We start from the raw sequence: 26249 nt of genomic DNA, 5'->3' as shown, positions 1-26249 counted from the left end.
GCCTGATCCGCTTCACGAAGGCGGCCGTGTCCCCCGGGACGCGGCCGCCTTTTCGCTGCCGATGATCGTGTCGAGGTTCGCGCGGGTGGTCTCCAGCTCACCGATCGCGTCGTCGATCCGGCTCCGCTGCTGCCGCAGCGCCTCGACCAATTCCGGGCAGTCCGGCGTCAGCCAGCCGTCCTCGTCCACGATGCAGGGCAGGATCTCGAGGATCTGCGCGGTGTTCAGCCCGGCCGCGAGCAGGATCCTGATCCGCCGGACCGCGGCCACGTCAGCGTCCCCGTAGACGCGGTAGCCGCTCGGACGCCGCTCCGGAGTGAGCAGACCCTGCTCCTCGTAGTACCGCAGCGCGCGTTCGCTGACGCCGGTCCGCCGCGCGAGTTCCCCGATCCGCATCCACACTCCCGACTTGACTCTCACGTCAATGTCAAGGTTTAGCTTAGCCGCCATGACCACCGTGACCGTCCTCGGACTCGGCCCCATGGGCCACGCCCTCGCCACCGCTTTCGCCGCCGTCGACCACCCCACCACCGTGTGGAATCGCACTCCTGGCAAGGAAAACGGCCTCGACGCCACCGTCGCCGCCACCGCTGCCGAGGCGATCGAGGCGAGCCCGCTCGTGATCGTCTGCGTACGCGACTACGCCGTGGCACAGTCGATCCTCGACACCGGCGCGCTCAAAGGCCGCACCCTCGTCAACCTCAGCGGCGGATCACCACGGCAGGCCCGCGCGATGGCGACCTGGGCCGCCGACCACGGCATCGACTACCTCGACGGGGTGATCATGGCCACGACCGACGCGATCGGCGGCCCGAACGCTGCCCTGTTCTTCAGCGGCCCCGCCGACGTCTACGAAACACACCGGCCCACCCTGGCCGCACTCGGCGAGAACGCACAGTACGTCGGCGACTCCCCCGGCCAGGCCGCCGCGTTCGACGCGGCCCTGCAGGACATGCTCTGGACCTCCATGAGCGGGGTGATCCACATGCTCGCGCTCGCCAAGGCCGAGAACATCGCCGCCACCGACATCGCCGCGCACGCCAAGGCATTGCTCGGCTTCTTCCCCGACATGATCGACCTGCTCGCCGAGCAGGTCGCCACCGAGAACTACTCCGGCGACGCCGGCACCCTCGAATCCACCGCCGCGACGATGGACCACATCCTCGACGCGATCCGAGCGCAAGGCCTCGACAACGGCGTCCTCAGCGCGGCGCGAGCCCATGTCGGGCAGGCGATCGACGCCGGCCACGGCTCCGACGGCTTCGCCAGGCTCGCCGCACTCTAAGACCGGAACTGCCGCGCCTTGATCCCGTACTGGCCCATCTTCCGGTACAACGTCGCCCGGCCCATCCCGAGCTTCTCCGCCGCACCGACCACGGTGGCCCCCGGCTCGGCGAGACAGCGCACGATCTCGTCCCGCTCCATCGCCTGCAACCGGCCCAACCGATGCCCCACCCCGGAGAACACCTCCGCCGGCAGATGACGGCTGTCGATCACATCCGACCGCGACGCCGCCTCCCGCACCACCCGGCGCAGCTGCTTGGCGTTCTCCGGCCAGTCACAAGCGGTCAGCGCCCGCACCGCTGCCGGGGTGAACGCGACCTCGCGCCCCCGGTCGCGGCGGGCGAAATGACGAGCCAGCGGCACGATGTCGTCCGGCCGGAACCGCAACGCCGGAACCTCGACCACCACCTCCACCAGCGGCGCGAGCGCCTCCGGAATCGCGCCGGCGTCCTCCGCCGTCAGCACGAACGGCGGCGGCTCCCCCTCCCGCCGAGCATCGGCGAACAAGCCGGCCAGCTCCGCGGCCGCCCACGCCGGAAGCGTGTCCACCCCCGAGACGATCACGCACGTCCCGTCCTTCACCAGCTCCGGCGTCCACAACGTCAGCCACGTGTCGACGTCGTCCGGCGCGGGCGGACGCGCGTTGAGCACCCGATCCCTCGGGCGCGTCGCCCGCCGCGCGGCCGACGCCAGCGCCGTCTTCCCCGCCCCGGCCTCACCGACGACAGCGACCACCCGCCCACGGCTCAACGCCGAACCCACCTCGCCGAGCGCGTCCGACCAGCCCGGCGACAGACTCGGCACGTCGGCCGGATCGAACCGATCCGGCCGCACCCGGAAAACCTCACCACGCGGCGCCGGCCGCGGAGTCCGCCCCGACGCCCGTGCCAGCATCAACGCCGCCGTGTTCCCGGCCGCCGCCTGCGCCAGCGCCAGCAGCAACTCCGACGACTGATCCGACCACGTCGTCAGATTCACACTCCCCGCCAACGCGCCGGTCAGCGGATCCAGCACCGGCACCGCCGCGCACGTGTACCCCCGCAAACCCGTGCAGTAATGCTCCGCGGCCCGCACCAGCGTCGGCGCACGATCGGCCAGCGCCAAACCCAGCCCATTGGTCCCCGCGTTGCTCTCCGCGAAATAGAACCCCGGCGCCAGATGGACCCGATCCAACGACCGCACGATCGACGCGTCCGTGCACAGCCTGCTCAGCACCAGGCCTTCACTGTCGGTGATCATCAAACTGACCGGCTCGTTCGCCAGCGTGGCCTGCAAGCCGCGCAACACCTCGTTACCGCACTCGTACAGCAGCGAACCGGTGTCCAGCGATCCGGTGAACACCGGCCGCACCTCGTCCTCGGGCGCACCGTACCGGGCGCTGCGCTGCCAGGACGCCCGCAACCGCGGCGCGATCACCGCGTTCGCGCTCTCCACATCGACCTCCCGGGACGCCACACTGCGTTCGGACCTCCGCCCAGCGTACGTCCGCGACCACCGGCACACAGGCCCGCCGATGTCTCAAACTGAGACACCGCGCGCCTCCCTGACCTGCGCCGACACCCCTACCGTTCACCTCCAACGTGCCAACGGCGGTCACGAACGCGGAGGAAAGCCATGTACACCAAGGACGGCGAAAGCTACTTCATCGTGGACGCGCACGTCGCGCTCTGGGACGCCCGGCCGGAGAACCAGGCCAACATCCACGGCAAGCAGTTCATCGACTGCTTCTACGACTACCACCGCAACCTCAGCCCCGAATCCGAGCTGTGGTCCTACGAGGAGTACCTCTACTACGGCGGCGAGCGACTGATGAAGGACCTCTTCCAGGACGGCTACGTCGACCACGCCATCTTCCAGCCCGCCCACCTCGGCGCCTTCTACAACAACGGCTTCGGCCAGACCGAAGAAGCCTTCGCCCTCACCAAGAAACACCCCGACAAACTCACCTACAACCACTGCTTCGACCCACGCCTCGAACAAGCGGGCCTCGACCAGCTCCGCCGCGACGCCGAACGCTTCGGCCTCAAAGGCGTCAAGCTCTACACCGCGGAATGGCGCGACGAGTCCCGCGGCTACAAACTCGACGACCCCTGGTGCCGCCGCTACCTGGAAACCTGCCTCGACCTCGGCATCCGCAACATCCACATCCACAAGGGCCCGACCATCCGCCCCCTCGACCGCGACGCCTTCGACGTCGCCGACGTCGACAAGGTCGCCACCGACTACACCGACCTCAACTTCGTCGTCGAACACTGCGGGCTCCCCCGGCTCGAAGACTTCTGCTGGATCGCCACCCAGGAACCCAACGTCCACGCCGGACTCGCCGTCGCGATGCCGTTCATCCACACCCGCCCGCGCTACTTCGCCCAGATCATCGGCGAACTTCTCTACTGGCTCGACGAAGACCGCATCCAGTTCTCCAGCGACTACGCGCTCTGGACCCCGAAATGGCTGGTCGAACGGTTCGTCGACTTCCAGATCCCCGAGGACATGACCGAATACGCGCCGCTGACCACCGACCAGAAGCGCAAGATCCTCGGCCTCAACGCCGCCGCGATGTACGACCTCCCCGTACCCGAAGAGCTCCAGGTCCGCCGCATCGAAACCCAAGCCGTCTCGGTGGCCTGACATGCTCGAACACGACGCCTATACCGCACTCCACGCCGTCTACGACCCCGAACTCGACGAACCCGTCACCGACCTCGGTTTCGTCCGCTCCCTCACCGTCGACGGAACCGAGGTCACCGTTCACCTGAGGCTCCCGACGTCGTTCTGCTCACCGAACTTCGCCTACCTCATGGCCTCCGACGCCAAGGACGTCCTCACCGCGCTCGACGGCGTTTCCCGGGTCCACGTCGTCCTCGACGACCACCACGACTCCGACCTCATCAACCGCGGCCTCGCCGCCGACGCCGGCTACCGCGGCACCTTCGGCGACGAAGCCGACCAGGACCTCGACGAACTCCGGCTCACCTTCCGCCGCAAAGCCCACACCGCGGCCATGGAACGCGCCCTCACCCGGCTCCTGCGCGAGAACCGGGAACTGACCGAAGACCGGCTCCACGACATCACCCTCGCCGACCTGCCCGACCACCGCACCACCCACGCACTCCTGCGCCGACGAGCCGCCCTCGGCCTCGACACCGCGCCGGAGGCACCGGTCCTCGTCGACGACCACGGCACGCCGTATCCCCGCGAAGAAATCCCGCTCAGGCTCCGGTTCGCCCGCTCCGTTCGCATCTCGATCGACGGCAACGCCCACTTCTGCCGCGGTCTGCTGCGCACCCGCTACCCCGAATCCGCCGCCGACCAGACACCCCGAAACCAGGAGGTCCACGCATCGTGAAAGCGATCCAGGTCATCGGTTACCACGAAAAGCTCCAGCTGACCGAGGTCGCCGAACCCGAACCCACCGGCCCCTACGACGTCGTCGTCCGCATCGGCGGCGCCGGCGTCTGCCGCACCGACCTCCACATCCTCGAAGGCCAATGGGCCGAGAAGTCCGGCGTCACCCTCCCGTACACGATCGGCCACGAAAACGCAGGCTGGGTACACGCCGTCGGCAGCGCGGTCACCAACGTGACCGAAGGCGACAAGGTCATCGTCCACCCCCTCATCACCTGCGGCCTCTGCCGCGCCTGCCGATCCGGCGACGACGTCCACTGCGCCCAATCCCAGTTCCCCGGCATCGACACCGCGGGCGGCTACGCGGAGTACCTCAAGACCTCCGCCCGCAGCGTCGTCCGCATCGACGACAGCCTGGAACCCGCCGACGTCGCCGCCCTCGCCGACGCCGGCCTCACCGCCTACCACGCCGCCGCGAAAGCCGCCCGACGGCTCAGGCCCGGCGACCGCTGCGTCGTCATCGGCGCCGGCGGCCTCGGCCACATCGGGATCCAGGTGCTCAAAGCCCTCACCGCCGCCGAACTCGTCGTCGTCGACCGCAACCCCGACGCCGTCGACCTCGCCGTCACCATCGGCGCCGACCACGGCGTCATCGCCGACGGCACCCAGATCGACCAGGTACTCGACCTCACCGGCGGCGAAGGCGCCGAAACCGTCATCGACTTCGTCGGCGAAGGCGGCGCCACCAAAGACGGCCTCGCCATGCTGCGCCGCGCCGGCGACTACCACGTCGTCGGCTACGGGGAGAACATCGACGTCCCCACCATCGACGTCATCTCCACCGAGATCAACCTGATCGGCAACCTCGTCGGCTCCTACACCGACCTCTGCGAACTCATGGTCCTGGCCGCACAAGGCCGCGTGAAACTCCACACCGCGCGCTACCCGCTCGAAGAGTTCCAAGCCGCGCTCGACGACCTCGACGCCGGACGCATCCGCGGCCGCGCCATCCTCGTCCCCTGACCTCGTGAGTGGTGGGGATGGTCGGAACCGACCGTGCCTTGGCGTGACGTCCGCCTGATCACGCGTGTCGTCCATCCAGTCACGTGACCTCCGGTCGGAAGTGAGGTCGCGAAAGCCACTTTCGGGACATCAGACGTCCCGAAAGTGGCTTTCGCGTCACCCGGCGGCCCGCGCCGGTCGCGAACTCCCGGTTGGCTCTGACCGTCCCCACCACACACGACACAATGAGCCCGTGCAGCTGAACGCGCTCCTCACCGGCCAACCCTCGGAAGTCCTCACCCGGGTCCTCGCACTCACCCGCGCCGAGCGGAAAGCCCTCGTCCCCGAACTCCTGGCCGCGTTCAACGACAGCAGCGAGTTCATCGAGATCAAGCCCAACACCTACGGCGTCCGCAATCCGCTCAGGGGCCAGCAAGCCGCCACCGCACTCTGGGCCGCCCTCCCCGCGAGCGACCCCCTGCTCGCCAAACTCTGGATCGCCTCACCCACGATCCTCGAACGTGTCCTGCAGGATCGGCCACTCGCCGAGCGCAAGACGATCGCGCTGCGCATGATCGGCCACCAGACCGGCTGGGAAGCTGTCCGCCGCATGATCCTCGACGGCGACCTCGACCCCATCCGGACACCGGACTACCACGCCGGCTGGTTCCGCTGGGCCGGACGCTTCGGCGGGAAACCCCTGGCAGAACGGCTCCGAACCGAACCCGAAGCCCTCACCGAACTCTGGGAACTGCTCGAGATCGAAGGCAACGGGGACGCCAGTTTCGCCGCCTTCGACAAGTACGTCCGCGACCAGGACAAATGGTCCACCGCCCTGCTCGAACTCACCGAGACCGGCGAAGTCGACCGCACCAGACTGCTCGACCTCACCCTCGACATCCTCGCCCGCGACTTCGCCGCCTTCCGCGCCCAGTGGTACGCCGCGCTCCACGAAGCACTCGCCCCCACCCCGGACGAACGCACGAACGCACAACACCGCTACGCCCGGCTGTGCGGAAGCGGCCTCCCGCGCACCGTCTCCTTCGCCGTCAAAGCACTGTCCCTTGTGGACAAACAAGGCACGCTCGACGACGAAGTCGCGCTCCAGCACCTCCCCGCGGCAGCGGCCGGACGCGGCGCCACCACCGCCGAACGCGCCCTCAAACTCGCCGGCCGCATCGCCGACCGACGCCCCGAACTCAGCGACCTCGCCGATCAGGTCTTCGAAGCGGCACTCACCCACGAGGCCTCCGACGTCCGCGCTCTCGCCATCGCCCGACTCGGCGTCACCCCGGACGAGACACCCGCCATCGAGACCGCCGAATACCCGGAACCCACGCGACCGCCATGGGACCAACGCAAGACCCTGACCATCCCACTCGACATCCCCGACACCCCGGCCGCGGTCGCCGAAGCCCTCTCGTCCCTGCTCGCCGACCCCGACCAACCCGACCTCCTCCTGGCCGCCCTCGACGGCGCCCACCGCGTCGCGGACGAACTCCCGGACGCCCTCAAACCACTGGTGAAACGCGCGGCCAGAATCGACGGCCAGCGATACAGCCCGGCCGTGCCGAAGATGATCGCCACCCTCGTCCTCGGCCTTACCGGCCACGACGTTCCGCACCCACCCAAGGTCCGCGGCTGGCGACGTCCGCTCCACCACCGGATCACCGCCCTGCTCCAAGGCACCGCCACCCCCGTTTCCGCCGCCACCCACCAAGGCGGCTGGCTCGATCCCGTCGTGTTCGTCTCCCGCATGCTCGAACACCCCGGCGCGGCCGAAGACGACGTCGTCGACGCCCTCCTGAGACTCGCCCCGGACACCAGACCCGAAGCCCTCGCCCTCGCCTCGGAACTCACCGGGCCTCACGCCGACAGCATCCGCTACGCGCTCGGCGGACCGGCCAGCCGAGAAACCGGCTGGATCGCCCTCGCCGCCGCCCGCGCCCGGCACCCGGAATCCGCCGACCCGGCCGCCTCGCGCCGTGGAAAACCCGGACCGCCGCTCATCTGGACGGCGAAAGCCGGACCCAGCGGCCGCCACAACCTGATCACACTGGACATCGAACCGACACCGGAAGCGGCCTCGCCCAAAGTTCCCTGGCTGGGCGTGCCGTTCGACAGCCCGGCCACCGAATGGCTCGGCTTCACCGAATGCCACGAAGCGGTCGCCTCCCCCTACGACCGAGACCACATCGAAGCCGCCGTCGCCGGAAGCCTCTTCTTCAACGACACCGAATTCGGCGAGCCCGTGGAGAAGGCCGCACTGCCCCCGTTCCTGGACAGCCCCTCGATCCCGGGCTACCCCGGCACGATGCTCCTCGCCACCACCCTCACACTGAAACGCTCCACCGCCGTCCAACTGGGCACGGACGCCGTGCTGACCCTCCTCGACCGTCGGATGCTCGGCCCCCGTGCGCTCGGCGCGGCCCTCGGAGTGCTCGGCCCGTACCTCATCGCACCCCGGCTGGCATCCCGGCTTTCGATCATCGCGAACGAACACCCGGTAGCGGTCCTGTCCACACTGGACACTCTGCTGCCGGAGCTGGAGCATTCGCAACGCGGCATCTTCGCGCTTCTGGAACTCGCCGCGGACCTCGTGGAACGCGGAGCGGGAACGATCAGCGCCGAAACGAAGGAATGGCTGGCCCGCTTCAAAGGCAGTTCGAAAGCGGCGAAGGCGGCATCACGACTCCGCCGATGACATCCGGGCCGCCAGGACGTGCGAACACGGGCCTCGGGTCTCCTGATGCTTGGCCCACCACGCACACGTGCACCCGGCCGGCGAAAGCCGGACGCGTTGCACGGAGCCGCCGCGCGTGATCTCGTAGCCACCGTCCGGCAGCAAGCGGACCGCTCCGGCGGCGACGAGCTCGCGGGCCTTCGCCAGGCGGCCGTTCGCCGGGGCTTTCCCGCTCGGGAGTTCACGCGGGAACCACGTGCCGTCGACGACGTCGTGACCGGCGCGACCCGCGACGAGATCCGGTGCTTCGAGCCCGGCGGCCAGCGAGTTCAGCCACCCGCCTTCGCCCGAGAAGCCACGGGACGGCTCCGGCGACAATGTGACGACGAGCCGCGCTCGGTCCAGCTGGAGCACCCAGGTGGCGACCTCACTGTCCGGTCGCGTGTAGACGGTCAGCCCTTGGGCGAACCGGACGAGGGGCTCGATCACTCGCAGCCGATGCAGCCCGGTCGCCGGGATCGAGTCACGTCCCGGCCTTGAGGTCAGCCGGAGCCCGCGGCCGGACGGGACCGCCCACGACCGGCCGACGGCGGTGGGAAGCCGCCTCAGGAAGTTCCGCGTCTCCGCCTTGTCCAGCTTCGCCCTCTCGGCGGCACCCTCCGTGACAGCGGCGACCTCGGCGAACCCCGCCACCCAGCGGTCCGGCAGTGGCACCACGGACTCGTCGTTCCGCCCGTCCAGCGTGCGAAGGCGGATTCCTTTACCACGAACGGTCAGGTGCAAGGGATCCTGGGCCACGACTCCCGCGAGGACGGTCCTCGTCGCGTCGGACAGATCGACGTTCGTGCAGCCCTCGCCGAGATCTCCCACGTCCGGCAGATCGAGCCTGGCGTACAACCCGCAGCACGGGGAAAAGGCTTCCACACGCAGAGTCGTCCTGTCCGCGGTGAACACCGGATCGGACTCGGCGATGAGCCGGTTCACCATGGACGGCGGCATCCAGAACCGGGTGCGGGCGACCTTCCCCAGCACGAGCAGCGCTTGGGCCGCCTGCGCTCCGGGTTCCAGGAAACCCTTGAAGAGCACTGGCGTCCGAACGTCCTCTTCGGGCTGCTCCAGCAAGACCTCGGTGATCACTCGCCAACCCTAGCCAGGATCCCCGACAGTCTTTGCGGATCTTTTCCAGATGAGTGGAATGATCTTTTTCAATGCCATGCTGAATAGGTCGTTATACACTTTGATAGACGGATCGAAGGCTTCAGCGGCAGGCCCCGGCGCGGGTTTCGAGGCTGCCGTCTCCCTCCCCCACCCGGAGGCTTCACCCGTATGGGGTGCTCCCCTCCCCTGGGTTCGGCCTAGCGGGCAAATCTCCGGACACTCGCCTCTCGGCGGCAGGTCCGCCCCGCCGCGGGACGGACCACCTCAGGAAGTCCCAGCCTGACGGCGGCGATAGGCCCGCTGCTGGCAAGCCCTGGAGCAATAGTCCCGAGGCCTGCCCCGCCCGCCCCCATCCAGCTCCTTGCCACAGACGGCACACTCACCGAGCTCGGTTTCGTCACGCATTACCTCACGTCCCCGGCTTTCGACGAGCGCCTGCACGCCGTCGAGAGTGCGCTGCAACCCGAATTCGAACGGGTCGAGCGGAGCGTCCATCCCTCCGTCCTTCCACAGCCGCTCCAAGGCCGGATAGGCGTCCATCCGCTCGAACAGGGACTCACGTTCGCTCCACCAGCGCTCATGGGACACACCGGTGCCCCGCTGGAGTTCCGCGGTCTCCCCCGCCTGACGCGCGACGGACTCCACGAATCCGCCGACCAGGTTCACGACCGCGATCACCTGCGCCGGCGCCAGGCCACTCCGCGAGGCGACATCCAGCGCGTGGTCGTATTCGGCCATGATGTTCGGCCCTGGCAGCCGCCGGCTCCCGGCGCTGTCGACCAGCCACGGGTGATGGCGATGCATCTCCCATGCCCGCCGCGCCCACCGTTCGAGCCCCGCCCGCCAGCCGAGACCATCCGAAGGCTCCATCGGGAACCTGCCGTACACGGCGTCGCGCATGAGCTCGACCAGCTCCGCCTTGCCGGGCACGTACCGGTAGAGCGACATGGTGGTGGTGCCGAACCGTTCCGCGACCTTGCGCATCGACAGGGCGGCCAGCCCTTCCGCGTCCGCGACTTCGACGGCCGCCGCGACGATCCGGCCGAGGCTCAACCCCGGGCGCTCCGGCTCGGGAGTTCCCCACAGCAGCTCGATCGCACGCTCCGGATCAGGCTGCGCGTCGTCTTCCGCCACCCGCACTCCCTTGACGCTCGTCGCTCGTTCGTGTTTAGCTGATAAACCTCAGTATATCCCATAAACCACTCCACAGGAGCGCTTCAGCATGCCTGAGATCAGGTTCTTCGTGTCCCCCCAGGGTAGAGACGACTGGGCAGGCACCGCCGACCGGCCGTTCGGCACCCCGAAAGCAGCACAGGAGGCCGTCCGCGCCATCACCGCCGGAATGACCGGCGACGTCATCGTCACCTTCGGCACAGGTGTGCACCATCTTGAGGCACCCCTTGTCTTCGACGACGCACTCGGCGATTCCGGCTCGAACGGTTTCCGCGTGATCTACCAGGCGGACGGCTACGGAACCGCGGGGCAGGCGAAGGTAGAACTGAGCGGCGGCCGCGAAATCACCGGCTGGACAACGGGCCGCGGCGGCATCTGGACGGCACCGATCGGAGACCACGCCCCGCGACGGCTCACCGTGGACGGCCGGCCCGCCGGAAGGGCGACCCGCATCGAGGGCCTCCCCGGAACCGTGACGAAAACAGCCACTGGTTACGTCACGGACAGCACCGAGCCGCAATCGTGGCCGGACCCGTCCGGCCTGGAGTTCGTCTACTCCGGCGTCTACCCGTGGTCCGAAGCCCGCCTCGCGGTCGCGTCGATCACCGGTGACGCCACCTCAACCACCGTCACCATGGCTCAGCCCGCCTTCGACCACGCCAAATCCCTCTACGACTCCAAGTGGTACGGCGCGGGCGGAGACGGCACCTGGGACGGGCTCGCCGCGCCTTCCGCACTCGAAAACAACGTGGCCTTCCTGACCGAACCGGGCACCTTCGCCGTCAGCCGCACCGAAGGGGACGGCCACGTCCTGCACTATCGTCCCCGCCCCGGCGAGGAGATCGGCAAGACCAGGGTCGTCGCCCCGATGCTCGAGTCGCTCATCACCGGACAAGGCGTGCACGACCTCGTGCTGCGTGGCTTCACCTTCGCCGACGCGACCTGGTCCGGCGTCGCCCGCACCGGCGGCTACCTGCACTATCACGGCAACGCCCGCTATGAACGGGGCGAATTCCAGAAGATCGACCTCGGCGCCGAAGTGGGCTACGTCCATGTGCCCGCCGAGCCGGTCCAGCTGCCCGCCAACGTCAGCCTCACGTCGGCGAACCGGGTCACCTTGGAGGGCAACCACTTCACCCGGCTCGGCGCGGGAGCACTCCTGATCGAGGGCGGCGCCGACGTCGGCATCCGGGCGAACGTCTTCGACGAGATCTCCGGCAGCGGGATCGCCGTCCACGCCGGTACCCGGGTCTCCATCGAGGACAACCTCGTCCACCACATCGGCACCGAGTACCACGGCTCCCCCGCCGTCCTCGTCGTCGAGTCCGAAGAGACCACCGTGGCCCACAACGAGATCCACGACGTCCCGCACAATGGCATCGTGATCACCGGCGGCGAGAAGGCCAAGGCCACCCAGGTGCTCTCGAATCTCGTCGAACGCAGCATGGGGAGGCTGATGGACGGCGGCGGGATCTACCTGTCGGCCCCACAGGGCTCGTCGTTCGCGGGCGGGGCGCTGGTCCGCGGGAACGTGATCCGCGACGTCCTCACCTCCTACAACTTCGGGCTGTACGCCGACTACGGCGCGGCGTGGATCACCGTGCTGGGCAACATCGTCTGCCGGGCCGACACCCCGATCGTGCTCCAGGTGGGCCCGCCGATGGAGAACGTCGCCTTCGTCGGCAACTTCTGGGACGTCCTGCCCGACGGCTACGACACCCCGCCCGAGACAGTGACCGTGGCCGCGAACACCGTGCTGCCGAAGGAAGGCTTCGACGAGGCCGTCCGCGCCGATCCGGCCGGCGCCGACATCCTCGCGCGAGCGGGGCGCCGCGGTCTGGAGCGCTGATCATCGCTCCGGCCGGGCGCAAGTCCCGGGGAGCCGATCCGGCCACGCGACGTCGTCGATCGCGAGCCACGGCGCGGCGGCCACGGCGGCGGGCGCGGCTCCGGTGATCGCCTTGACCTCACGATGGAGGTGGGACTGGTCGACGTAGCCGCTGTCGGCGGCAACGTCGGCCGGTGCGCGCCCGGCCGCGAGCAGGTGGGCGGCATGGTCGAAGCGCACCAGCCGGGCGGCGCGTTTGGGTGTGGTGCCGAGCTGGGCCCCGAAGCGGGACCATAGGCGCTTGCGGCTCCAGCCTACCTCGTCGGCCAGGCCGTCGACCCGGATCCGCCCTCGGCTGGTGTGCATCCGCCTCCAGGCGTAGGCGACCTCCGGATCGACCGGCGGGCGGGAGTCCAGCCGACGGCCGAGGATTCCCCACGCGATCGTGAACCGTTCGTCCCACGTCACGGCGGCGCGCAACCTGCCCTCGACGCGCTCGGCGTCGCGGCCCCAGACATCCTCCAGCGACACCACCGTCCCACTGAACCCGGTCGACGCGCCGAGCACCTTGGCCGCGACCGGCGGCGACAGCCGGATCTGGAGGCACTCGATCGCCGGACCCGAGCCGGCGACCCGAAGCTCGCCGGGGAAGAGCCCGATCACGACAGTGCCGCGCTCGCGCCGGTCATGGGTTTCGTAGACGAGACCCGCTCCCTCGGTCAGGTCGACGAGCAGGCTGACGGATGGGTGCGCGACCATGGCGATGTCGGCGGCGCCGGGGACGCGTCGCCGGAATCCGGCCATGCTGATCCCCGGCAGCCGCACTGACCGGCGCGGAACGGCGATGTCCACCTCCGCCCAGTCGGGTGGTGTCCCGGTTGACGGCATAAGACCAGATTAGGCCTCGGAAATCACCGACGGTGAACCGTGGCCGCGAAGTCCAGCAGCAGCCTGCTGGTCTCCTCCGGCGCTTCGAGTACAGGCAGGTGCCCCACGCCGGGCAGCAGCTCGACCCGCGCGGTCGGCACCGAGTCGTACTGGTGCGCCGACGACGGATCCCAGCGGGGGTCGGCGGCGCCGAAGATCACCAGCACCGGGGCGTCGAGGGCGGTGAGACGCTCGGGCATGCTTCGCTCGGTGAGGTACGCGCTGTTCCGGCTCAGCACCGCCCTCATCGTGCGGTAAGTGATGCCCCGAAGGTCGGCGATCAGGTCGTCCGGGACGTCCACCGGGCGAACGGCCGTCGCCCTGATCCCGCCGCGGATCATCGCGTTCGAACGCCTCGCCCAGAGCAGCCTGCCGAGCGGCGGGGCCAGCAGGACCCGAAGGATGACCGGCTGCGGAAGCAGCGCATCGGGACTCGGGCCCGTGCTGATCAGCGCGAGTGAACCCACCAGGTCGGGGCGCTGTTCGGCCAGCGCCGTGACGACGTAGCCGCCGCTGGAATGCCCGACCGCGGCGACCTGGCCGAGGCCGAGGCCATCGAGTACCGCCGCCAAGCGATCCGCCTGCGCGGGCACGTCGTATGACGCCGCGGGCGGAGACTGGCCACAGCCAGGAAGGTCGACTCGAATGACGTGGTGATGCTTGGCGAGCGCCGGGACCATCGGCCCCCAGCAGGCGCCCGAAGCTCCCGAGCCGTGGACGAGCAACAGCGGCGGCGCCTGCCGCGGGCCCTCATGGACCACGTACATCCTGTGCGACTGCTCGACGTCGTACTCACTCATACCCGGGACGATGCCCGGGCTGCCGGGCTTCGGTCTTGGACAAATGTTCCCCGCGACGCCGACTCGGGCCGGGAAAGGCGTGTGAGCGCTATTTGTACAAGGCCTGGACATTCGTGAAGGTGATGTCGTCCGTGGTGGCGCTGTCGGGGTTGAACCGGAAAACGACGTTGTCCGCGCCCCCGGCGCGCATCGTGAAGGTCGACGTCATCGTCACCGAGCCGCCCGCGACGAGCTGCCCCGGCAGGTCGGTGGAGTTGCCCTGCTGAACGGCCGAGTTCGTCGCCTTGCCGTGGTTGGCGCCGTACCACAACTCCGTGCGGACGTTGGTCTTCACCGGCGGGAAGACGAACGGCGCGTTGCCGGTATTCGTGATCTCGATGGTAATCATCACCACGACGTTCACGGTCGGGCCGGAGTCGTAGGCGTTCGTATCCGTGGTCTCGGACCTCGCGGAGACGATCCGGACCTTCAAGCCGTTGGGCAGGATGGCGGCATCGGTCGCCGGGGTTTCCGGGGTGGCGGCGTTGCCGGCGCAGAACTCCGTGTGAGTACCGGCGAAATTCGGGTCGGCGCACTTCGCGGGGTCGAGCGCGGCAGCGTCCGGCGCGGCAGAGCCGTCGCAAGCGGCCAGTACGAGCGCGCCGGCCACAACGAAGAGGCCGACCGACAGTCTTTTGTCAGGCACGGCGGTCCAGCCTACGTGACATGAGTTGCTTGGAGGGTCGTGCGATACAGGAGGAATTCAAGTTGCCCTTAAGATGATCTTGACTTGAGCCACGCCGTATAGGTCGTTATACATTGGGGTCGAGCCGCCGGATGCCTTCGGTGAGTTCGGCGATGTCGGCGGCGGCCGCGAAGTTCAGCCGGAGGAACGGTCCGGACGGCTCGGTGGCGAAGAACCTCTCCCCTGCCCCGACCACGACCCCTCGCTCTCTCGCCACGCGAGCGAGCGCGTTCGCATCGCTCCCCGGCGGCAGCCGCACCCACAGGTGAAGGCCCCCCTCGGGGAGCCGCGCGATAGTCCACTCAGGACACTTCCCCGCCAGCGCCGCGGCCGCTTTCACGCGCCGTTCCCGCAGTTCTGAACCGAGCCTCCGGACGTGCCGTTCCCACGAAGGCGCGCTGAGCAGTTCGAGGGCGGCCTCCTGCAGTGGGCGGGAGACGAAGAAGTCGTCGACCCGCCGGATCGCCTTCATCCGGTCGAGAACAGGCCCTCGCGCGATCAGCGCGCCGATCCGGAGGCTCGGCGCGGCGGCCTTGGTCACCGAGGTCAGATGGACGACCGTGCCGTCCCGGTCATCGGTGATCAGCGGACGTGGCGCGGCCGCACCGTGGGAGAGATACCGGGCGAAGTCGTCCTCCAGGACGAACGCGCCCGCCGCCCGGGCGACGTCCAGTACCCGCGTACGCCGTTCGGCCGCGAGCACCGTCCCGGTCGGGTTGTGAAAGGCCGGCTGGCAGTAGAACAGCCGGGCTCCGGTCATCGCGAACGCCTCGGCCAGCAGGTCCGGGCGGACCCCGTCCTCGTCGATCGGGACCGGCACCGGCCGGAGCCCCGCCGCCCGCGCGGCGGCGAGCGCCCCCGGGTAGGTCGGCGATTCGACGAGGACCGGACTGCCAGGAGCCGCGATGGCACGGAACGCCATGGACAGCCCGCTCTGTCCGCCGGCGGTGATCAGGACGTCGTCCGGTGACGCACCGGACGGGCCCGCGAACACCGACCTCAGCGCGGGCAGACCGGCGGCGGGTGCGCGATCCCAGGCGTCCGGGCGGCGGCCCGCCCGCGCGAGTGCCGCGCTCAGGAAGCGAGTCGCCTGCAACGACCGATGCGGATAGCCGCCGTCGAGCAGGATCGCGCCCTCCGGTGGCGGGCCGAGGACTCCGGTGAGGGATCTGGTGTCGACGCTGCGATCGGTCAGCGCGACCGTCTGCCATGCCGTGTCGAGCGGTTCGCCCGCGGCCGCCGGCTTCGTCGCGACGTATGTCCCGCTCCCGGGACGGGTCACGACCGTGCCCTCGGCGGCCAGCAGGGCGATGGCGCGAGAAACCGTTCCCGGGCCGACCCGATAGCGCTCGATCAGCTCCCGGCTGCTGGGCAACCTCTCCCCCGCGGCCGCCGAGCGGATGAGGGAACGCAGCTGGGCGACGAGCGCGGAAGTGCTACTATCCGACATGAAGCTACATGATAGTGCTACTGGAAATCGGGCGGAATCACTACTGGACGTCCCGGCCCTGCGAGCCGACACACCGGGCAGCGAGAAGGTCGTCCACTTCAACAACGCCGGCTGCGGGCTTCTGGCGAAACCGATCCTGGCCGCGATGCTCGATCATCTGAACCTCGAAGCCGAGATCGGCGGATATGAGGCCGCCGCGGCCCGCGCGGCCGAGGTCACCGGTTTCTACGACCAGATCGCCGCGCTCATCAACGCGCGGCCCCGCAACATCGCCTTCGCCGCGAGCGCCACCCACGCCTACTCCACGGCGTTGTCGTCGATCCGGTTCGAATCCGGCGACGTCGTCCTCACCACCCGCAACGACTTCATCTCCAACCAGATCGCGTTCCTGTCGCTGCGGAAGCGCTTCGGCGTCGAGGTCGTGCACGCGCCGGACTCGCGGGAGGGCGGTGTCGACGTCGCAGCGATGGCGGCTCTGATGCGCGCCAAGAGGCCGAAGCTGGTCGCCGCCACGCATATCCCGACCAACTCGGGCCTCGTCCAGCCCGTCGCCGAGATCGGGCGGTACTGCCGGGACCTCGGCCTGACCTACCTGGTCGACGCCTGCCAGTCGATCGGCCAGTACCCCGTCGACGTCGAGGAGATCGGCGCCGACCTGCTCACCTCGACGTGCCGGAAGTTCCTGCGCGGGCCGCGTGGTTCGGGCTTCCTGTACGTCTCCGACCGGTTTCTCGACGCCGGACACGAGCCGTTGTTCATCGACATGCACGGAGCCCGCTGGAGCGCGCCAGGCGCGTACGAACCGGCGAAGTCCGCTTCCCGGTTCGAAGAATGGGAATTCCCCTACGCCACCGTGCTCGGATGCGCCACCGCCGCGAGGTACGCCCGCGAAGTCGGCCTGGAGGCGATCTCACGGCGCACCCCCGCACTCGCGGCGAGACTGCGGCACGGGCTCGGCGCCATTCCCGGTGTCGAAGTGCTCGACCGGGGGCCGGAACTGGGCGCGCTGGTGACGTTCTCCATCAAGGGCTGGGAAGCCGTGCCCTTCAAGGCGGCGATGGACGCCCGCCGGATCAACTCGGCGCTCAGCTACCGGGAGTTCGCGCAGTTCGACTTCGGGGACAAGGACGTCGACTGGTGCCTGCGGCTGAGCCCGCACTACTACAACACCGAACGGGAGGTGGACGACGTGGCCGCGGCCGTCGCCGAACTGGCCGCCTGAGCGCGGTTCCCCGCCTGGACACTGGGGGTGTCCGGGCGGGAACCGTCAGCGGGTCAGGCGCCCGCGAGGCCGCGCCGCTTCAGGAGCGGCTCGATCTCCGGGTCGCGGCCGCGGAACGCGCGGAAGGCGGCCATCGGGTCGACGCTGCCGCCACGTCCGAGGAGTTCGCGGCGGAAGTGGTCGCCGTTCTCCCTGGTGAGCCCACCGTTCTCCCGGAACCACTGGACGGTGTCGGCGTCGAGGACCTCGCTCCAGATGTAGGAGTAGTACCCGGCGCTGTAGCCGCCGCTGAAGATGTGCGCGAAGTAGGTGGTGCGGTAGCGCGGCGGCACGGCTTCCAGCGCGACACCGGCCTTGGTCAGCGCCTCGGCCTCGAACCGCTGGACGTCCTCGACGTTGTCCTCCGTGCCCAGCGCGTGCCACGCCTGGTCGAGGAGGGACGCCGCGAGGTACTCGGTGGTCGAGAAGCCTTCGCCGTACTGCTGCGACGCCAGGAGCTTGTCGATCTGCTCCTGCGGCAGCGGCTCACCGGTCACGTGGTGCTTGGCGTAGTTGGCCAGCACCTCGGGCCAGAGCATCCACATCTCGTTGACCTGCGAGGGATATTCGACGAAGTCACGCGGGACGTTGGTGCCCGAGAACATCGGGTACTCGACGTCGGAAAGCAGCGAGTGCAGCGCGTGCCCGAACTCGTGGAACGCGGTGACGACCTCGTCGAAGGTCAGCAGGGTCGGCTCCCCCGCCGGCGGCTTGGCGACGTTGAGCACGTTCACCACGACCGTCTTGGTACCCAGCAGCCTCGTCTGGTCGACGAAGTTGTTCATCCAGGCGCCGCCGCGCTTCGAGTCCCGGGCGTAGTAGTCGAGCAGGAACAGGCCGAGTTCCGCGCCGTCGGCGTCGAAGACCTCGAAGATCCGGACCTCGGGGTGGTACTTCGGCAGGTCTTCCCGCTCGGTGAAGCTCAGGCCGTACAGCTTGGACGCGGCGAAGAAGACGCCGTCGGTCAGCACCCGGTTCAGCTCGAAGTACGGGCGCAGCGCGGCGGTGTCGACCTCGAACCGGTCCTTGCGGACGCGTTCGGCGTAGAACGCCCAGTCCCACGGCCGCAGGATCGCGCCGGGGATGTCGGCTTCGAGGTACCGCTGCAGTTCTTCGGCCTCCGCCTTGGCGTTGGCGACCGCGACGGGCGCGAGCCGCTCCAGGAGACCGACTGCGGCCTCGGCGGTCTTCGCGGTCTCGTCCTCGATGACGTACGAGGCGTGGTCGGGGAAGCCGAGCACGGCGGCCCGCTCGGCACGCAACCGGACCAGCTGGGCCACGACCTCGTTGTTGTCGAACTCGTTGCCCCGGTTGCCGCGGGAGACCGACGCGGTGAAGATCCGCTCGCGCAGCGCGCGGTCTTCCAGCGAAGCCAACGCGGCCTGCGCGGTCGGCAGGGTCAGCTTGAGGACGTACTTGCCCTCCTCGCCGGCGGTTTCGGCCGCCGTGGCGATCTCGTCCTCGCCGAGACCCGCGAGTTCGGCGACGTCGTCGACGACCACGGCCAGTTCGTTGGTGTCCTTGAGCAGGTTCTGCTGGAATCGGGTCGACAGCGTCGAAATCTGCTCGTTCAGCTCACGCAGGCGCTTCTGGTCGGCTTCGGGGAGACCGGCGCCGGCGCGGCGCACGTCGGTGTGGTGCCGCTCCAGCAGGCGCAGCGACTCGGTGTCGAGCCCGAGTTCGTCCCGGCGCTCGAACAGGGAGTTGATCCGGGCGAACAGCGCCGGGTTCAGGTTGATGGCGTCGGCGTGCGCGGCCAGCCGCGGCGCCATCTCGGCCTGCACGCGCTGGATCTCGTCGTTCGCGTTCGACCCGGCGAGGTTGAAGAACACGCTGGACACCCGCGACAGCAGCCTGCCGGACTTTTCGAGCGCGACGATGGTGTTCTCGAAGGTCGGCGGCTCGGCCGAACTCGCGATCTCCTCGATCTCCGCGGCGTGCTCGGCCAGGCCCGCTTCGAAGGCGGGAAGGAAGTGCTCGTCGGCGATCCGGTCGAACGGTGGAAGTGCGTAGGGCAGCTCACTCGGCGCGGCGAACGGGTTGTCCTGCGAAATCATCGGTGTTGCTCCCGGGTCGTCGAAACTGCTGGTCTGGCCACCTTACGGGCAGCGAGGGGCCGGTGGATGCCGTCCGTGGCGGTGACGCCACGGCGGAAGTGGTCACGCTCCGGTGGTACCGCCCACCACCGCGTCGGAGCTGCGTTTTCCCTTGCCGCGCTTGGCTTTGGCCGGGGGTTCCGGTGGGGCGATACCGGCCAGGTCGCCGCCGTTGTCGTTGACGCGCAACACGAACGGACGAGTCTCGGTGTACCGGACGACCGAGACCGACGCCGGGTCGACCACGATCCGCTGGAAGGAATCGAGGTGCTGGCCGAGCGCGTCGGCGAGGATCGCCTTGATCACATCGCCATGGCTGCATAAGAGCCACACCGCGTTTTCACCGTGCTTCGCGGTGATCCTCGCGTCGTGCGCGCGAACGGCGGCGACCGCGCGCGCCTGCATCTCGGCGAGCCCTTCCCCGCCGGGGAAGACCGCCGCCGAGGGATGCGCCTGCACGACCCGCCACAGCGGTTCCTTGAACAGATCCTTGAGCGCGCGTCCGGTCCATTCGCCGTAGTCCACTTCGGACAAACCGGGCTCTTTGAGCTTGTCCAGACCGCGTGCCTCGGCCAGCTTCGCGACCGTCTGACGGCAGCGGAGCATCGGCGAGACCACCAGTTCCGCGAGCGGGACCGGCGCCAGGCGCTCGACGAGCGCGGCCGCCTGCGCCCGGCCGGTGTCGTCCAGGCCGACCTTGGGCGTGCGCCCGGCAAGGACGCCCGAACCGTTCGCCGTGGACTTGCCGTGGCGCAGAAGGATCACAGTACTCACGTGGCCCACCCTACGTGTCGTGCTTTGCCCCCTCCCGCGTTCAGTCCTCTGGATGCGCGGGATCAGATGTGCGGACCCGCGCCCGGGTCGAGGACCCCGGTGAAGATCAGCACGAACAGCAGGACACCGAGCACGAGCCGGTAGATCACGAACGGCACGAAGCTCTTGGTCTTGATGTAGGACATCAGCCAGGCGATGACGGCGTACCCGACGCCGAACGCGACCAGCGTCGCCAGGATCGTCGGCCCCCACTGCGCCGGGGCGCCGTCCTTGCCGATGTCGGTCAGCTTGTACAGCCCCGAGCCGAACACCGCGGGCAACGCCAGCAGGAACGAGTACTCCGCCGCCTCCGCGCGGGTGTAGCCGAGCAGCAGCCCGGCGCTGGTGGTGCCACCGGAGCGGGAGACGCCCGGGATCAGCGCCAGCGCCTGGGCGAATCCGAAGCCGAGGCCGTGCGGCACGGTCAGGTGGTCGAGGGTGCGCTGTTGCTTCCCGATGCGGTCGGCCACCAGGAGGATCAGGCCGAACACGATCAGTGTCGTCGCGGTGATCCGCAGGTCACGGAAGGTTTCGTCAATGGCGTCCTGCAGCAGCAGGCCCAGCACCACGATCGGCAGCGAGCCGACGATGATCAGCCAGCCCAGCCGGGCGTCGGGGTCCTGGCGCCAGTCCTTCTTGTAGATGGAGAAGAACCAGGCGCGGAGGATCTTCCCGATCTTGGCCGAGAAGTACAGGATGACCGCGAGTTCGGTGCCGATCTGGGTCACGGCGGTGAACGCGGCGCCCGGGTCGTCCCAGCCGGCGAGCGCCGCGGTGATCCGCAGGTGCGCGCTGGAGGAGATCGGCAGGAACTCGGTCAGGCCCTGGACGAGACCCAGGACCAGCGCTTCGAACCAGCCCATCAGGCGACACCGGCCGTTTCGATCGCCTCGGCCGCGACCTCGAGGGCACGTGCGGAGCCCTCCGGATCCGGCATGGCGGGCGCGACGGTCAGCGTCGTGACGCCGGACCCGGCGAAGGCCTGCATCCATTCGGCGATGCGCTCCTTCGGGCCCAGCAGCGACGTCGCGTCGATGAACTCCAGCGGGACGGCCTTCATGGCGCCCTCGTAGTCCCTGCCCAGGTACTTCTGCTGGACGTCGGCGGCTTCGCGCTCGAAGCCCATCCGGCAGGCGAGCTGGTTGTAGAAGTTCTTCTCCCGGCTGCCCATCCCGCCGATGTACAGCGCCGCGTACCCGCGGACCGCGTCGGCGCAGGCCTTCCAGTCGTCACCGACCACGAGCGGGACGGTGGGGACGACGTCGAAGCCGTCGAGGGTGCGCCCGGCCTTGTCCGCCCCGGCCTGGATCAGCTTCAGCTGCTCACCGGCGTGTTCGGGCGAGTAGAACACCGGCAGCCAGCCGTCCGCGATCTCGCCGGTCAGCTCGAGGTTCTTCGGGCCGATGGCGGCCAGGTACACCGGGATCTCGTCACGGACGGGGTGCACGGTCAGGGTCAGCGCCTTGCCCGGCCCGCCGGGCAGGGGCAGCTGGAAGTGGTCGCCGTCGTACCGGACCCGCTCGCGGCTCAGCGCCTTGCGGACGATCTCGACGTATTCGCGGGTGCGGCCCAGCGGGGACGCGAACTTCACGCCGTGCCAGCCCTCGGAGACCTGCGGGCCGGAAACACCCAGGCCGAGGCGGAACCGGCCGCCCGAAAGCGTGTCCAGGGTCGCGGCGGTCATCGCGGTCATCGCCGGTGTCCGCGCGGGGATCTGGAGCACCGCGCTGCCCACGTCGATCCGTGAGGTCTGCGCCGCCACCCACGAGAGCACCGTCGGCGCGTCCGACCCGTAGGCCTCCGCGGCCCAGACGACCGCGTAGCCCAGTTCGTCCGCCTTCTTCGCCAATGCCAGGTTGGCCGCGTCGTTCCCCGCGCCCCAATAGCCCAAGTTCAGTCCGAGTCGCACGGCGTGAATGTATCCACCGGAGAGTCACTCCTCCGTTCAGGGTGTTGACACGGTGATGACCCGCACGGTGGTACTCGATCACGACACGCTCACCTGCTCCGCGTCCCGCACTTGCCTTCCGGCTAGGCTCGCCCGTCGTGGAAAAGCGACAGCTCGGCCGGTCGGGACTTCGGGTCTCGCGGATGGCCCTCGGGACCATGACGTGGGGTGGCGACACCGACTCGGAGGAGGCGGCCAGCCAGCTGGTCGCGTTCGTCGACGCCGGGGGCACCCTGGTCGACACCGCCGACATCTACGGCGAGGGCGAGAGCGAACGCGTCCTCGGCGCGCTGCTCGGCGACCTCGTCCCCCGGGACGACATCGTCCTCGCGACCAAGGCCGTTGCCCGCCGCACCGACGGCCCGTTCGGTGGCGGCGCCTCGCGAGGCGCCCTCTTGAGCGCGCTCGACGGCTCGCTCCGGCGGCTCGGCACCGATCACATCGACCTCTGGCAGCTGCACGCGTGGGACACCACCGTGCCGGTCGACGAGACGCTCGCCGCCCTCGAGTACGCCGTGACCTGCGGAAAGGTCCGCTACGTCGGCGTCTCCAACTACTCGGGCTGGCAGCTCGCGACCGCCGCGGCCCGCAGCTCCGCCGTCGCCCCGCTGGTCTCGACGCAGGTCGAGTACTCGCTACTGGAGCGCGGGGTCGATCGCGAAGTCGTCCCGGCCGCGGAGCACCACGGCATCGGGCTCCTGCCGTGGGCACCGCTCGGCCGGGGTGTGCTCACCGGTAAGTACCGCACCGGGACACCCGCGGATTCGCGTGGTGCTTCGAGTGTTTTCGCCGGCTATGTCGAACATCACCGGACCGATCGCGCCGCCCGGATCGTGCAGGCGGTCGCGACGGCCGCGGACGGCCTCGGGACGTCGCCGCTGGCCGTCGCGCTGGCGTGGGTCCGCGACCGGCCCGGAGTGGTCGCGCCCGTGGTCGGAGCCCGTGACACCGGTCAGCTGACCGGTTCGCTCACGGCCGAGGAGATCACCCTCCCGCCCGCCATCCGCTCGGCGCTCGACGACGTCAGCGCGATCGAGGTCGGATACCCGGAACGCGGCCTGTGAGCCGTCTCGAATACTGGATTAGGTGACTGTTGGGTGACGCGGACGTGACGTGGTGGAGTTCCTGGAGGATGCTGGACAGGTCCGTACGACGAGTAGCAGGTGGAGGCACCAAGGTGGGTCGGCTGTCCGCCGTTTCCCGGATCGCGATCCCGCTCGCCGGTGTCCTGGTGCTCTCGTCCTGTAGTACGGACGACACACCGAACGACACCTTGCAGATCGTGCAGAACCCCGTCGCGGCGACCGCGGCGGTCTCCCCCGTGGTGACGGTCAAGCCCGCGGGGTCGGTGTTCGCGGCGCCCGGTGTGAAGGCGCTGGTGACCGACGAGGCGAGCAAGACGCTGGTCGTCGCCGTTTCCGAGCCACCGTCGCTGCGTATCTACGATCTCGCCGCCCTGGACGCCCCGAAGGCGACCGTGGCCCTGCCCGGCCCGGCCGAACGACTCACGGTCTCGGGATCCCAGGTGCTCGCCAGCGTCCCTGGCAAGAGCCTGCTGGCGAAGATCTCGCTGCCCGGTGGCGCGCTGGAGACGGTCCCGGTCGCGGGGCAGCCGTCGGCCGGTCTCGCCGCCGGTGACGCGACGCTGGTCTCGGTGCGGGACCGCAAGGCCGTCGAGGTGCTGTCGAAGAACGCGGGGCCGAAGACCATCACCGGCCAGATCTACAGCGCCGACGACGTGCTGAACACCGGCGACGGCGTGGTCGTCCTCGACAAGCTCCGCACCGCCCTGTTCGCCGTCGACCTCGACGAGGGCAAGATCGGCGAAGGTCTGCGGGCGGGCGACGGTGCGGCCAACGCCGTCACCGACGATCTCGGCCGCGTCTTCGTCACCGACGCGCGGGCGGGCGCGCTGCTGGCGTTCTCCACGACGCCGTTGCTGCTGCGCCAGCGTTATCCCGTTCCCGGCGGCGCGTACGGCATCGCCTACGACCGACCTCGTGGCCTCGTCTGGGTCACGCTCACCGGACGCAACGAGGTCGTCGGTTTCGACGTCCGCGGTGGGGAACCGATCGAGAAGCACCGGTTCCCCACCGTGCGGCAGCCAGATTCGGTCACCGTCGACGAGCAGGGCGGCCGTGTGGTCGTCGGCTCGGCCATCGGAGAAGGGATCCAGGTGATCACGCCATGACAGTCGTGGACGAGGCGGTGGTCGAAGGGGATTGGGAGTACCGGCGGTTGCAGCTTCCGCCCGGTGTTTCCCGGCGGGCGGCGGCGACGCAGCTGTCGATCCACGCCGAGTTCGCCGGTTGGGAGCTGTCGACCGTCCGGCTCTACTCCGATGGGACGCGGAGGGTGTGGTTGCGCCGCAAGCGCACCGCCACACCCCTGCCCGGCCTCATCACTTGAACACCCGGCCGAGCCACTCGGCCCAGAGCGCGTCCTGTTCCGCGGAGTCGACGTCGCCGAACAGGTGATGCATCGCGCAGATCGGCCCGGCGAAGCCGCGGACGAACCTCAGTAGCGCGTCCTCGGTCCGGATCCCGACCGTCTGCGCGTTCGTGAAGTAGACCTCTCCGTCCACAGTGGACACCGGTCCGGTGGACAGCCGGACCCGGTCCCCCGTCTCCGGCCGCCCAGCCAGGCCCAGCTCCCGGCCCAGCGTCAGCCACGCGCTGTCCCAGTCCGAGATCATCGGCCCGAACACCGTCACCGGAACGGCCTTCCGGCCGGCGAAACGGTTGAGGTACTCGACAAGGGTGCGAAGGAACAGCTGACCGCCGGCGGTCATCGCCTCGAACTCGTCTTCCCAGTCGTCGCCGGGCAGGAAGCCGCTCGTCACGGTCCGCAGCACGGTGCTTCCGCCGGACCGGCCCTCGATGAGGAACTCGTAGGCGACGAAACGCCCGTCCAGCGCGGGTTCCGTGCCGTAGACGAGCCGTTCCAACGGATCCCACGACGTGATCGCCGAGGTGGGCTCGAAGCCCCCGAAAGCGGTCTTCACCGTTCCTCCGACGCCTCCGTCGACCTCGTTGCGTCCCATGAACCACGACGTGATCCCCGGCCCGGTCGCGATGGCGTCCCAGACCTGTTCCGGGGTCGCGTCGACCTCGACGCGATCGGTGATCTCGAATTCGTGGCCCATTCAGCGCTCCTCGGGCTCGGTGCGGACGCTCGGGTGGACGGCGACGACGATCCGGTGGTCCCGGCCCTGTTCGGCGCCTTCGTCGTGGTACTTGCTCACCAGGTTCGTGATCGCGACGGTCAGCTCTTCGGCGAACGCGGCCCGGTCCGCGGCGGAGGAGAACCGCACCTCGCCATCGATCGCGAAGGTCGCGACCCGTTTGCGCGCCTTGGTCGCGCCGGTGATCAGGAGGCCGACGTCGCGCACCAGCCTGCCCGCCACGGCGAGCAGCCAGCGCGCGGACAGCCGGTCGGGTGACTGGGCCGGATCGGGTTGCACGGCCGAGAGCGCCGTCGGCGAGATGACGTACGAAGACGCCGTCGCGCGCATCATGCGCTCGGTGACGTTGCCCTTCCGCCGCTCCTCGACGAGCTCGACCAGCCCATGCTTCTCCAGGGCGCGAAGGTGGTAGTTCACCTTCTGTCTCGGCAGGTCCACCCGCGCGGCGAGCATCGTGGCCGACGCCGGTTCGGCGAGTTCGGCGAGCAGCCTGGCCCGGACCGGATCCAGCGACACTTCGGCCGCTTCCGCGTCCTCGATCACCGCAACGGAGAACATGCCAAGACGGTGTCA

General features: G+C 69.4%; 24 protein-coding genes. 10 read left to right on the top strand and 14 right to left on the bottom strand.

The window, feature by feature from the left end; translation table 11 throughout:
* Positions 1–12: 12 nt before the first annotated feature.
* A complete protein-coding gene (locus H4W30_RS08995; RefSeq protein WP_192742344.1) occupies positions 13–396 on the bottom strand; it encodes a MerR family transcriptional regulator in 384 nt (127 codons plus the stop codon).
* A 52-nt stretch (positions 397–448) separates the two neighbouring features.
* On the opposite strand from H4W30_RS08995, the gene H4W30_RS08990 reads away from it, so the two are divergent.
* Positions 449–1285: an NAD(P)-dependent oxidoreductase gene (locus H4W30_RS08990; protein ID WP_192742343.1), complete on the top strand. Its 837-nt coding sequence runs from the start codon at positions 449–451 to the stop codon at positions 1283–1285.
* Here H4W30_RS08990 and H4W30_RS08985 read toward each other — a convergent pair.
* Positions 1282–2718 carry a helix-turn-helix domain-containing protein gene (locus tag H4W30_RS08985; protein WP_318780562.1) on the bottom strand — a complete coding sequence of 479 codons (1437 nt, stop codon included), beginning with the start codon at positions 2716–2718 and terminating at the stop codon, positions 1282–1284. The two genes, H4W30_RS08990 and H4W30_RS08985, sit on opposite strands and share 4 nt — an antisense overlap.
* A 180-nt stretch (positions 2719–2898) precedes the next feature.
* Here H4W30_RS08985 and H4W30_RS08980 point away from each other — a divergent pair, with 180 nt between their 5' ends.
* The 4 genes from H4W30_RS08980 to H4W30_RS08965 all read left to right on the top strand — a co-directional run bounded on the left by H4W30_RS08980 (position 2899) and on the right by H4W30_RS08965 (position 8335).
* Positions 2899–3912 (top strand): amidohydrolase family protein, encoded by a 1014-nt coding sequence (locus tag H4W30_RS08980; RefSeq protein WP_192742342.1) that lies wholly within the window; start codon positions 2899–2901, stop codon positions 3910–3912.
* 1 nt (position 3913) lies between these two features.
* The gene (locus tag H4W30_RS08975; RefSeq protein ID WP_192742341.1) at positions 3914–4630 is read left to right on the top strand and encodes an iron-sulfur cluster assembly protein; all 717 of its coding nucleotides are present in this window, start codon (positions 3914–3916) and stop codon (positions 4628–4630) included.
* On the top strand, positions 4627–5652 hold the full coding sequence (locus H4W30_RS08970) for an NAD(P)-dependent alcohol dehydrogenase (RefSeq protein ID WP_192742340.1): 1026 nt from the start codon (positions 4627–4629) through the stop codon (positions 5650–5652). Before H4W30_RS08975 ends, H4W30_RS08970 begins: the two co-directional genes overlap by 4 nt.
* A 232-nt stretch (positions 5653–5884) precedes the next feature.
* The gene (locus H4W30_RS08965) at positions 5885–8335 is read left to right on the top strand and encodes a DUF6493 family protein (RefSeq protein ID WP_192742339.1); all 2451 of its coding nucleotides are present in this window, start codon (positions 5885–5887) and stop codon (positions 8333–8335) included.
* On the opposite strand, the gene H4W30_RS08960 is transcribed toward H4W30_RS08965, so the two are convergent.
* Together H4W30_RS08960 and H4W30_RS08955 are read right to left on the bottom strand one after the other, a co-directional pair.
* Positions 8318–9451 (bottom strand): SWIM zinc finger family protein, encoded by a 1134-nt coding sequence (locus tag H4W30_RS08960; RefSeq protein WP_192742338.1) that lies wholly within the window; start codon positions 9449–9451, stop codon positions 8318–8320. The two genes, H4W30_RS08965 and H4W30_RS08960, sit on opposite strands and share 18 nt — an antisense overlap.
* A gap of 285 nt (positions 9452–9736) precedes the next feature.
* Positions 9737–10606 (bottom strand): TetR/AcrR family transcriptional regulator, encoded by an 870-nt coding sequence (locus H4W30_RS08955; protein WP_192742337.1) that lies wholly within the window; start codon positions 10604–10606, stop codon positions 9737–9739.
* A gap of 88 nt (positions 10607–10694) precedes the next feature.
* On the opposite strand from H4W30_RS08955, the gene H4W30_RS08950 reads away from it, so the two are divergent.
* Complete coding sequence (locus H4W30_RS08950; RefSeq protein WP_192742336.1) at positions 10695–12494, top strand: right-handed parallel beta-helix repeat-containing protein; 1800 nt, start codon at positions 10695–10697, stop codon at positions 12492–12494.
* Here H4W30_RS08950 and H4W30_RS08945 read toward each other — a convergent pair whose 3' ends face one another.
* The 4 genes from H4W30_RS08945 to H4W30_RS08930 form a co-directional block, all read right to left on the bottom strand.
* Positions 12495–13361: a helix-turn-helix domain-containing protein gene (locus tag H4W30_RS08945; protein ID WP_192742335.1), complete on the bottom strand. Its 867-nt coding sequence runs from the start codon at positions 13359–13361 to the stop codon at positions 12495–12497. It lies immediately after the preceding gene.
* A 23-nt stretch (positions 13362–13384) separates the two neighbouring features.
* On the bottom strand, positions 13385–14200 hold the full coding sequence (locus H4W30_RS08940; RefSeq protein WP_225948834.1) for an alpha/beta fold hydrolase: 816 nt from the start codon (positions 14198–14200) through the stop codon (positions 13385–13387).
* Positions 14201–14288: 88 nt separating this feature from the next.
* Positions 14289–14885 carry a hypothetical protein gene (locus H4W30_RS08935; protein WP_192742334.1) on the bottom strand — a complete coding sequence of 199 codons (597 nt, stop codon included), beginning with the start codon at positions 14883–14885 and terminating at the stop codon, positions 14289–14291.
* A 106-nt stretch (positions 14886–14991) separates the two neighbouring features.
* Positions 14992–16374 carry an aminotransferase-like domain-containing protein gene (locus tag H4W30_RS08930; RefSeq protein WP_192742333.1) on the bottom strand — a complete coding sequence of 461 codons (1383 nt, stop codon included), beginning with the start codon at positions 16372–16374 and terminating at the stop codon, positions 14992–14994.
* Between H4W30_RS08930 and H4W30_RS08925 the strand changes: the two genes are divergently transcribed.
* On the top strand, positions 16373–17596 hold the full coding sequence (locus H4W30_RS08925) for an aminotransferase class V-fold PLP-dependent enzyme (RefSeq protein WP_192742332.1): 1224 nt from the start codon (positions 16373–16375) through the stop codon (positions 17594–17596). The two genes, H4W30_RS08930 and H4W30_RS08925, sit on opposite strands and share 2 nt — an antisense overlap.
* A 53-nt stretch (positions 17597–17649) precedes the next feature.
* Here the strand turns inward: H4W30_RS08925 and H4W30_RS08920 are convergent, their stop codons facing one another.
* The 4 genes from H4W30_RS08920 to H4W30_RS08905 form a co-directional block, all read right to left on the bottom strand.
* Positions 17650–19692, bottom strand: coding sequence for a M3 family metallopeptidase (locus tag H4W30_RS08920; protein WP_192742331.1), 2043 nt, complete (start codon positions 19690–19692; stop codon positions 17650–17652).
* Positions 19693–19794: 102 nt separating this feature from the next.
* Entirely contained in the window at positions 19795–20505 is a 711-nt protein-coding gene (locus tag H4W30_RS08915; protein ID WP_126733119.1) for a histidine phosphatase family protein, read from the bottom strand.
* A 62-nt stretch (positions 20506–20567) separates the two neighbouring features.
* Positions 20568–21407 carry an undecaprenyl-diphosphate phosphatase gene (locus tag H4W30_RS08910; protein ID WP_034318569.1) on the bottom strand — a complete coding sequence of 280 codons (840 nt, stop codon included), beginning with the start codon at positions 21405–21407 and terminating at the stop codon, positions 20568–20570.
* Positions 21407–22453 carry an LLM class F420-dependent oxidoreductase gene (locus H4W30_RS08905; protein ID WP_192742330.1) on the bottom strand — a complete coding sequence of 349 codons (1047 nt, stop codon included), beginning with the start codon at positions 22451–22453 and terminating at the stop codon, positions 21407–21409. Before H4W30_RS08905 ends, H4W30_RS08910 begins: the two co-directional genes overlap by 1 nt.
* 137 nt (positions 22454–22590) lie before the next feature.
* Between H4W30_RS08905 and H4W30_RS08900 the strand changes: the two genes are divergently transcribed.
* The 3 genes from H4W30_RS08900 to H4W30_RS08890 all read left to right on the top strand — a co-directional run bounded on the left by H4W30_RS08900 (position 22591) and on the right by H4W30_RS08890 (position 24901).
* Positions 22591–23556, top strand: coding sequence for an aldo/keto reductase (locus H4W30_RS08900; RefSeq protein ID WP_185927109.1), 966 nt, complete (start codon positions 22591–22593; stop codon positions 23554–23556).
* A gap of 113 nt (positions 23557–23669) precedes the next feature.
* The gene (locus H4W30_RS08895) at positions 23670–24683 is read left to right on the top strand and encodes a YncE family protein (protein WP_192742329.1); all 1014 of its coding nucleotides are present in this window, start codon (positions 23670–23672) and stop codon (positions 24681–24683) included.
* Positions 24680–24901 carry a DUF5703 family protein gene (locus H4W30_RS08890; protein WP_016334446.1) on the top strand — a complete coding sequence of 74 codons (222 nt, stop codon included), beginning with the start codon at positions 24680–24682 and terminating at the stop codon, positions 24899–24901. The genes H4W30_RS08895 and H4W30_RS08890 overlap by 4 nt, the downstream gene beginning before the upstream one ends.
* Here the strand turns inward: H4W30_RS08890 and H4W30_RS08885 are convergent.
* Entirely contained in the window at positions 24894–25637 is a 744-nt protein-coding gene (locus tag H4W30_RS08885) for an SRPBCC family protein (RefSeq protein ID WP_192742328.1), read from the bottom strand. The genes H4W30_RS08890 and H4W30_RS08885 overlap by 8 nt on opposite strands.
* Positions 25638–26234, bottom strand: coding sequence for a winged helix-turn-helix domain-containing protein (locus tag H4W30_RS08880; protein ID WP_007029600.1), 597 nt, complete (start codon positions 26232–26234; stop codon positions 25638–25640).
* Positions 26235–26249 lie beyond the last annotated feature (15 nt).

It is taken from the genome of Amycolatopsis roodepoortensis (assembly GCF_014873915.1).
Taxonomy (GTDB): Bacteria; Actinomycetota; Actinomycetes; order Mycobacteriales; family Pseudonocardiaceae; genus Amycolatopsis; species Amycolatopsis roodepoortensis.
This window is presented reverse-complemented; position numbering and strand designations above follow the sequence as displayed.

Coding starts and splice junctions, on each gene's coding strand:
- H4W30_RS08995 (WP_192742344.1), bottom strand. CDS start 396: ATGCGGATCGGGGAACTCGCGCGGCGGACCGGCGTCAGCGAACGCGCG.
- H4W30_RS08990 (WP_192742343.1), top strand. CDS start 449: ATGACCACCGTGACCGTCCTCGGACTCGGCCCCATGGGCCACGCCCTC.
- H4W30_RS08980 (WP_192742342.1), top strand. CDS start 2,899: ATGTACACCAAGGACGGCGAAAGCTACTTCATCGTGGACGCGCACGTC.
- H4W30_RS08975 (WP_192742341.1), top strand. CDS start 3,914: ATGCTCGAACACGACGCCTATACCGCACTCCACGCCGTCTACGACCCC.
- H4W30_RS08950 (WP_192742336.1), top strand. CDS start 10,695: ATGCCTGAGATCAGGTTCTTCGTGTCCCCCCAGGGTAGAGACGACTGG.
- H4W30_RS08945 (WP_192742335.1), bottom strand. CDS start 13,361: ATGCCGTCAACCGGGACACCACCCGACTGGGCGGAGGTGGACATCGCC.
- H4W30_RS08940 (WP_225948834.1), bottom strand. CDS start 14,200: ATGAGTGAGTACGACGTCGAGCAGTCGCACAGGATGTACGTGGTCCAT.
- H4W30_RS08925 (WP_192742332.1), top strand. CDS start 16,373: ATGAAGCTACATGATAGTGCTACTGGAAATCGGGCGGAATCACTACTG.
- H4W30_RS08930 (WP_192742333.1), bottom strand. CDS start 16,374: ATGTCGGATAGTAGCACTTCCGCGCTCGTCGCCCAGCTGCGTTCCCTC.
- H4W30_RS08920 (WP_192742331.1), bottom strand. CDS start 19,692: ATGATTTCGCAGGACAACCCGTTCGCCGCGCCGAGTGAGCTGCCCTAC.
- H4W30_RS08910 (WP_034318569.1), bottom strand. CDS start 21,407: ATGGGCTGGTTCGAAGCGCTGGTCCTGGGTCTCGTCCAGGGCCTGACC.
- H4W30_RS08890 (WP_016334446.1), top strand. CDS start 24,680: ATGACAGTCGTGGACGAGGCGGTGGTCGAAGGGGATTGGGAGTACCGG.
- H4W30_RS08885 (WP_192742328.1), bottom strand. CDS start 25,637: ATGGGCCACGAATTCGAGATCACCGATCGCGTCGAGGTCGACGCGACC.
- H4W30_RS08880 (WP_007029600.1), bottom strand. CDS start 26,234: ATGTTCTCCGTTGCGGTGATCGAGGACGCGGAAGCGGCCGAAGTGTCG.